The organism is Lysinibacillus sp. GW823-FHT06C08 (genome assembly GCF_058795135.1).
This window is the reverse complement of the sequence record NZ_JBXAHN010000002.1, coordinates 457,297-464,403: the sequence shown is the minus strand read 5'-3', so window position 1 is coordinate 464,403 and position 7,107 is coordinate 457,297. Positions and strand designations below refer to the sequence as shown.

5 protein-coding genes are annotated in these 7,107 nt (G+C 35.0%); 1 reads left to right on the top strand and 4 read right to left on the bottom strand.

Annotated elements, in window-relative coordinates; translation table 11 throughout:
• Positions 1–130: 130 nt before the first annotated feature.
• Positions 131–1,561 carry a DHA2 family efflux MFS transporter permease subunit gene (locus AC1Q6O_RS10055; RefSeq protein WP_492401097.1) on the bottom strand — a complete coding sequence of 477 codons (1,431 nt, stop codon included), beginning with the start codon at positions 1,559–1,561 and terminating at the stop codon, positions 131–133.
• Positions 1,562–1,729: 168 nt separating this feature from the next.
• Between AC1Q6O_RS10055 and AC1Q6O_RS10050 the strand changes: the two genes are divergently transcribed.
• Positions 1,730–2,272, top strand: coding sequence for a TetR/AcrR family transcriptional regulator (locus tag AC1Q6O_RS10050; protein ID WP_427533869.1), 543 nt, complete (start codon positions 1,730–1,732; stop codon positions 2,270–2,272).
• 138 nt (positions 2,273–2,410) lie between these two features.
• On the opposite strand, the gene AC1Q6O_RS10045 is transcribed toward AC1Q6O_RS10050, so the two are convergent.
• The 3 genes from AC1Q6O_RS10045 to AC1Q6O_RS10035 all read right to left on the bottom strand — a co-directional run bounded on the left by AC1Q6O_RS10045 (position 2,411) and on the right by AC1Q6O_RS10035 (position 6,676).
• Positions 2,411–2,950 carry a GNAT family N-acetyltransferase gene (locus AC1Q6O_RS10045; RefSeq protein WP_427533867.1) on the bottom strand — a complete coding sequence of 180 codons (540 nt, stop codon included), beginning with the start codon at positions 2,948–2,950 and terminating at the stop codon, positions 2,411–2,413.
• A 348-nt stretch (positions 2,951–3,298) separates the two neighbouring features.
• Entirely contained in the window at positions 3,299–4,828 is a 1,530-nt protein-coding gene (locus tag AC1Q6O_RS10040; RefSeq protein WP_089986527.1) for a DHA2 family efflux MFS transporter permease subunit, read from the bottom strand.
• 351 nt (positions 4,829–5,179) lie between these two features.
• Complete coding sequence (locus tag AC1Q6O_RS10035) at positions 5,180–6,676, bottom strand: ATP-binding cassette domain-containing protein (RefSeq protein ID WP_107922258.1); 1,497 nt, start codon at positions 6,674–6,676, stop codon at positions 5,180–5,182.
• Positions 6,677–7,107 lie beyond the last annotated feature (431 nt).

Here is a 7,107-nt window from a genome sequence, read left to right as displayed (position 1 = left end):
TGTAAAGCGTGTGAAATTTTACTGATCGTAAAATTTCACACGCTTTTTAATTTAGAGGTGGGTTTTGTCCCAGCCTCTTTTTTTAAATTTCAAGCTCCCCTTCCCCGCTCGACCGCATCGCACAGCCTTTCTAACTGTTTTGTTGCATCATTTTTTTAGAGGGAACAAAAAGCGTTAAAATAAATGCGATAATCGCTAAGATGGTCATGAAATAATAGGCATCACTGGAGCCTAAGATGGAAGCTAGTGTACGAACCATTTCAGCCGTAGCATTGGGTGTTTCTACAAGCAAGCTTTTCGCATGACTTGTCGTTTGTGCTGTAAAAATGGTAATGACCACAGCAGCTCCTATCGCACCCGAAATTTGACGCAACGTATTATTAACTGCGGTACCATGTGTGACAAGTGTTTTCGGCAAGGCATTTAAACCTGCTGTGTTCAAAGGCATCGTAATAAAACTCAAACCTATACGTAGGAAAATGGTACGGATCATTAAAAAAGTAAAAGATGTAGCTTCTGATAAATCTGTAACAATCCACATAGAAGGTATGATGAAAATTAAACCAATGATAAACAAAGGCTTCGCTCCATAACGGTCATATATTTTTCCTGTAACAGGAGACATAAAGGCATTTACAAGTGCACCAGGTAATAATAATAAACCTGCGTCTAATGCCGTAAATCCTCTCCCATTTTGTAAATAGATTGGTAATAAAATCATATCCGCATACATCATCATTGTGACAATCATATTGATGATGGACGTTAACGTAAATACTTTATTTTGAAATACGGATAAATTTAGAAGCGGATCATTAGATTTTATTTGTCTTAAACAAAATGTCGCAATTGTTACGATCCCTACAGAGATCGTACTGATGACCACCTTATCATCCCAGCCATGGCTACCTGCATTACTAAATCCATATAAAATTAAACCAAAACCAATAGTTGATAATATAACACTCACTACGTCTAATTTTGTTTTGGCTGTTTCTGAGACATTTATCAAGTATTTTACGGCTAATAAAATGGTGATGATCACCAATGGAATAAGGCCGATAAATAACCAGCGCCATGAATAATAATCAATAATAAAGCCTGCTAATGTGGGGGCAATTGCTGGAGCAAAAATCATCGCAAGTCCTATTAACCCCATCATACTGCCTCTTTTTTCAGGTGGGAAAATAAACATGACGATACTCATTAGCAGTGGCATAATAATTCCTGCGCCAACTGCTTGAACCATACGCCCTATTAACAACATAGCGAAGTTCGGTGCCAATGCACAAAAAATCGAACCAATTAATAAAAATAGCATGGAGCTAATAAATAATTGGCGTGTAGAAAAACGTTTCATTAAGTATGCCGTAATGGGAACTAATACTCCGTTCACTAACATAAAGCCAGTAGATAACCACTGTACAGTTGTAGCTGAAACTGAAAATACTTCCATCAAATTACTCAACGCTACGTTCAACAATGTTTGATTCAGTGTCGATAAAAAACAGCCTATAATTAAGACGGTTAACAACACTTTTTTATTGATGAATTCCGACATGCTAAAATTCCTCTTTCTACTTGTTTTATTAACACACTGTCAATAAAATAGATAATAACATTTTTATTTTTTGATGCCTATTTACAATTTTTCAAGAAGTGTTAATTAAACAACATATTTATAAAAACTATTAATAAAATAGAATTTAATAGATAAAGGAGAATAACATTGACGGCACAGAAGAAGCAAGATCCCCGAGCTATTCGGTCTAAACGAGTGTTTAAAGAAGCTGTAGTAGAAATTTTAATTGAAGATCCAGACATTACAAAACTAACCGTACAAAAAATAGCCCAGCGTGCTGAGCTAAATCGTGCTACCTTTTATTTGCATTTTATAGATATCAATGATTTATTAAAGCAAGTTGTGTACGATATTTTTGACGACCTGTCGTTGAAAATTTCTCCTACCTTACAAATCGACAATTTAAATAATCAAGAAAAATTAATGACCTTTTTAGATTATTTTTATAAGCATCGAAAAATTTTAGCTGTTCTTTTTGAACATCCTGGCTTCAAAAGAAAATTCCATAGAATGTTAAAAGACATGATTGTGATTAAGCGCGAAAGGGAATGTTTGGATCCGACAGAAGTAACACTATCTATGGATATACTCGCCTCGTCGGTACTAGGCATCATTATGTGGTGGCTCAAAGATGGCATTCATTTTAGTTCAGAGTATATCGCCAATCAAATGATTGCGTTATATCGATAATTTTTTTAAAACGATGTTTAAATTAAAAAAACGTTTGATCAATTAAATTGAACTCCAGTGATTACAAATAAAAGTCTTGTTACATCTGCTTAAGTAACAAGACTTTTAAAGTTGTTTTATTTTAGTAAGGGACTTCGCTTAATAAAGATAGCCTAATAAGTCTATTTTGCCATCTTCCCATTTTATATTACCTATTTCTTTAATCATAAGCTCATTAATTTTTTCATGCCCTATTCCATATGTTGATTGATTTTTATGGTCTATTTTTAACCATGTACACTCATTATTGACAGACTTGAATCCTGCATTTACGTATAATTTTTTGTTATCTGCAAACAAGAGTAAAAAATCAACTGTCTTTCCTTTACAAAATTCATCTATCTTCGAGAGTAGCAATGAACCTATTCCCTGGGAACGCTGATTTTTTGATACACATAAGTCGATAATGCCAAGAACTCTAATAGGTTTCCCATTTAAATTCATTATTCTATAATCCAAGCCAACCTGACCAACAAGTTCATTTTTGTCATCCGTTGCTATGAATCTAAATTGAGGTAATTGCTTAAAGTAAATCCTTTCTTTTGGATAATCTTCAGTAAAGCATTCTGTTAATAAATATTGTAATTTGGCTCTTAATGAACCATTTATTTCGTAGTCATATATGGTTTCAATCTTCAAATTAATTTCTCCTTAGTTTATTGAGCTTTATGGCAAAAAACCTTCTATTCAATTACTTTTTAAAGTTTTAATTAGAAAACATCACTATCCATCCATGCTCCCCACTAACCTTGGTAGTTAGATTTTTTGTAATTAAGCTTAGAATTCTTTTTTCATCTATCGTAAACTTAGAAGCACCTGTCAAAAAAATGAGTGACGAATCAATCAAATTGTATGGTAATCAATTTCCAATGTCAATTTAATTATTATAACTATCATTATATTCCATCAGTTCAGTCAATTAGATTTTTAATCGTCTTAAAACTAAAAAACAGGTGTTGCTAACATAAGCAACACCCGTTTCCCTACTTATTTCACTTCTACTTGTTTTTCAGCATCCTCATTAGGCATCATATGTTCTTGATTTGGTTTAACTCTTTTAATAAAGAATGCAAGAATGAGTGCGATCACCGCAATCAATGTTGAAATAAAGAAGGTGTAATTGATACCATGGAGCATGGCTTCATTCATGATTTGTTGTTTTAGTTCAGCGGCCCCCTGTGTAGATGTCTGTGCATTGGCACTCATATTATTCATGGCACTAGCCGCTATTTCTTCTGCTTTGGCAGTTGTTTTATTGTTCATAACTGTAATCAATACAGCTGATCCAATGGCACCTGAGACTTGCTGAAGAGTATTGTTCATTGCTGTTCCGTGTGGATTATTATGAGCTGGTAGCTGATTCAGACCATTTGTCATTACTGGCATCATAACCATCGACATCCCAAACATACGTAATGTATATAGAAGAACAAGTGTCGAATAAGCTGTATCCATACTTATTTTACTAAAGTAATAAGATGTGACAATCGTGATGATTAATCCAAATACGGCTAAGCTTCTTGCGCCATATTTATCAAAGAGCTTCCCGGTAATTGGAGACATGATCCCCATCACAATCGCACCTGGTAGCATTAATAAGCCTGAATCCATTGGTGAAATACCACGAATCGTTTGTACATATATAGGCATTAAAATCATTGCGGAGAACATAGCTACCGCAATGACGATGGAAATTGCCGATGATAAGGCAAACATAGGATATTTGAAAATACGAAACTCAAGCATTGGTTCATCCATACGAAATTGACGAAGGACAAAGGTAATTAAAGCAATCGTTCCAATAATGATTGTTCCATAGACAAGTACATTGTCCCAACCCTTTTCCCCTGCCGAACTAAAGCCGTAAAGCAGTCCTCCGAATCCAATACTCGATAGAATGAGTGATATTACATCAAGCTTAATGGCACGTTGTGGTGTCACATCCTTCAATTTAAAGGCTGCAAAGATTAATGTCAAAATAGCAATTGGTAAAACAATATCAAATAACATTCTCCAGCTATAATGTTCAATGATCCAGCCGGAAAGCGTAGGTCCAATTGCTGGAGCAGTAATCATCACGAGACCAAACATCCCCATCGCTGCGCCTCGTTTTTCAACTGGGAATGCAGTAAGCATAACATTCATTAGTAAAGGCATCATTATGGCTGAGCCTGCAGCTTGAATCATACGTGCCGCTAATAATACACCGAATGCTGGTGCAATACTTGCTAGGAATGTACCTAGTGTAAATAAGGCCATTGCGGTAATAAATAGCTTTTTATCCGTAAAACGTTGAATAAAGAACGCGCTTGCCGGTATTAAAATACCGTTAATCAACATATAGCCTGTGGAAAGCCATTGTACGGCAGTAGCATTTACATCAAATTCCGTCATAATGGCTGGGAGAGCAATGTTTAATAATGTTTCATTTAAAATTGCGACAAATGCCCCAATAAATAAAATGGCAATCATGCCGTATGGCGCTTTTGTCTGGGCAGAAATGGTATTCTCCGACATGTAGTATCAATCCTACTTTCTTTTATCTTTTTCATTTTCTTGAGAATTTCGATTGTCTTTTTAGGTCTGGACTTCTTCGTCAATGAGCTGAGTAGTTTTTTCCTCCCATCTGTTGTAGTGCCTTTGCTGATTTCATAGCAACCACCCCTTTAAAAACTAAGTAATAAAACTGTTGACGAAAGAATAGAGTATATTGTATAATTAGAATAGGGAAAGTACGTGGTAAGTTAATTATACAACGTCTATCTCTATAAATTTACCATAAGCTATTGTTGATTTCAATGTGTTCTACATATATTTTTTGAAAAAAAGTCGATTCTTTGCTTACAGAGAATCGACTTTTTTTATTGCTTATTTCTTGATTAAGCCAACGTTCGTTAATTCGTAAATGGTTGATACAACTTCCTTTAAGTATCGGCGGTCATGAGAAACACTAATAATGGCGCCACCATATTGGGCTAATGCATGACACAGTACTGGCGTTGTCAAAGGACTAAAGTTTCTCGTTGGTTCATCCAAAATTAATAGTTCACAACCGTCCATAATCATCTTTAACAAAAGCAGCTTAGCCTTCTGACCACCGCTTAACTGGCCAATCTTTTGCTGCATTTCATCGCTCGTAAATTTCATGCTCCCTAAATGAGTAAAAGCTTTCGTCATCGCTTCCTTATCACCTGTTTTTTCTAAAAAACGAATAGGTGTTTGATTTGGGTCCAATAAATCCTCGTAATTTTGCGGCATATATCCTATTGTTAATGAAGAACGGTCCTTCAACGTGTCCAATATCTTTTTTAGCAAGGTTGATTTCCCTACCCCATTTTCGCCAATAATCGCAACCTTTTCTGGTCCAATGATCGATAAGTTTATATTTTGGGAAAGCTGTTTGTTTGCTATTTCAAGCGTTTCCAATGATAGCTCTAGAATTTTTTTATGGCGATGTATATGGATAGAGGAATCGAATCGGAATTCGCTTGCCTCCTCTACAGTTGGAATCTCGAAAAAATTCTCTGTAGCTCTGTCCATTCGTTGCTTTTGATTTTTTAATGATTTTACTTTCTTCTGTAATCTCGGGTCCGAGCGAGCTACATTTTGATGCTGATGCTCTGCCTTATTCCAAACATCATGCCACCTTTCCATTTGTTTTTTATAATCGGCTGCTTGCTTCCTCGCTACCTGCTCTTGTTTGAGTAGCTCGTTTTCCCGATGTGCCAGGTATGTTTCATAGGGCTCTCTTGAAAATGTATATTTGGGTATTTGCTTGCGATTGGTAAGCTCCATATGAATAATAGCATTCGCCGTATTTTTAATAAATGTTTCATCATGCGATACAAATATGATAGGAATCGTAGTTTGCTGCATATACGCTTCTAACCAATCTATTGTGCCTATATCTAAATCGTTTGTCGGTTCATCCAGTAACAGAACATCAGGATTCATGGAGAGTAATTTTAAAAAACGATATTTAAATCGTTCCCCTCCTGAGAAATCACTAATCGATTGATCTGAAACTAAGGATTGGATATTAAAATCATCCATGGCCATTAACAGATCCTTATTCCAACTATTATCTAAAAATAATTCAGTGATCGTTAACATTTCTTCCTGTGCCGATAGCTCCTGTGAAAGATAACCTAATAAGTAGCCGTCATTTTGAATTTTCCCTTCAAACGTACAATAATCAGTCATTAATTTTTCGTTATAAATACATTTTAATAATGTACTTTTGCCATTCCCCTCCTCACCTATAATGACAATTTTGTCGCCTTTTTGAATACTTAGCTGGAATTGATCGATCAACGTCCGATTGTCTTTAATCGTTCTAATGGTTAGATTTTGAATTTCAATCATGTGAATGCTCCCTTCATTAATTCTTCCGTAATCATTCCATTTAGTTGTTCATATGCATCACCCCGACATTTGAATAAAAATAAAAAAGATGCCTCTGTTTATAAACAGAAGCATCTTGCTCAATGAAAATAGTTTCCCTATGTATCAACGTATATGGGTGTCCAGTTTTTTTATCTGTGACAACCGTTTGATCGTTTATGTTGATTCAACAAATGTTCAAAAACTCGTCCCCGTACATAACATTTTTTGAATGAGCATAAACAGTCATAGAGTAGCAATTTCTAAATATGATAGGTGGAGAATGGCTTCTTGTTTATTTATATTGAAATGATGTTTTCGAATAAATAAACAATGGCTCATCTTTTCACCCTCCGATCAATTTAAGTAACTATACTTTAACATAAAATTCTATTTATTATCAATTCCATTCA